1 protein-coding gene is annotated in these 568 nt (G+C 42.3%); it reads left to right on the plus strand.

The window, feature by feature from the left end; all coding sequences use genetic code 11:
- Window positions 1–568 (plus strand): hypothetical protein (locus H2O64_RS23945; protein WP_187564768.1); only part of this gene is annotated, 568 nt, incomplete at both ends.

The following is a 568-nucleotide window of genomic DNA, read 5'->3' on the forward strand; positions in this document are numbered from 1 at the left end:
CCTAGAGAGTGGTGATGAAAGTGATGAGATTAGCACCTTTGATCTTACCGATAAATACATAGAGATCACTGGAGGAAATACCAGTTTAACACTCACCTATTACGCAAGTCTAGCAGACTTAAACAGTGACACTCCAATTGCAGACCCAACAGCGTATCAAAACACAAGCAATCCACAAGTGTTGTATATCCGCGCAGCCAATGCCGCAGGATGTACCACTGATATCACCATGACACTCCGTGTACTTCCAATCCCAACGCCAAACACCATGCCAACGATATTAGAGGCCTGTGATGATGATAGTGATGGAGATGCCACCAACGGAATGCTCATCTTTGATCTGACACAATCAGAAGCAGAGATTGTAGACAATGAAAGTAATGTGACCGTTAGTTATCATATTACTGAGATGGATGCTGCAGATGATATCAATCCAATTGCAGATCCAACGATGCACAATGTAGACATGGCAAACGCCAATACAAACGGACAAGTAATTATCTATGTACGTGTGGAGAGTGATGTACAAATAGATAGCAACATGCTGCCTTGTTACAAGATTGTAGAA

It is taken from the genome of Kordia aestuariivivens, from assembly GCF_014397005.1.
GTDB classification, from domain to species: Bacteria; Bacteroidota; Bacteroidia; order Flavobacteriales; family Flavobacteriaceae; genus Kordia; species Kordia aestuariivivens.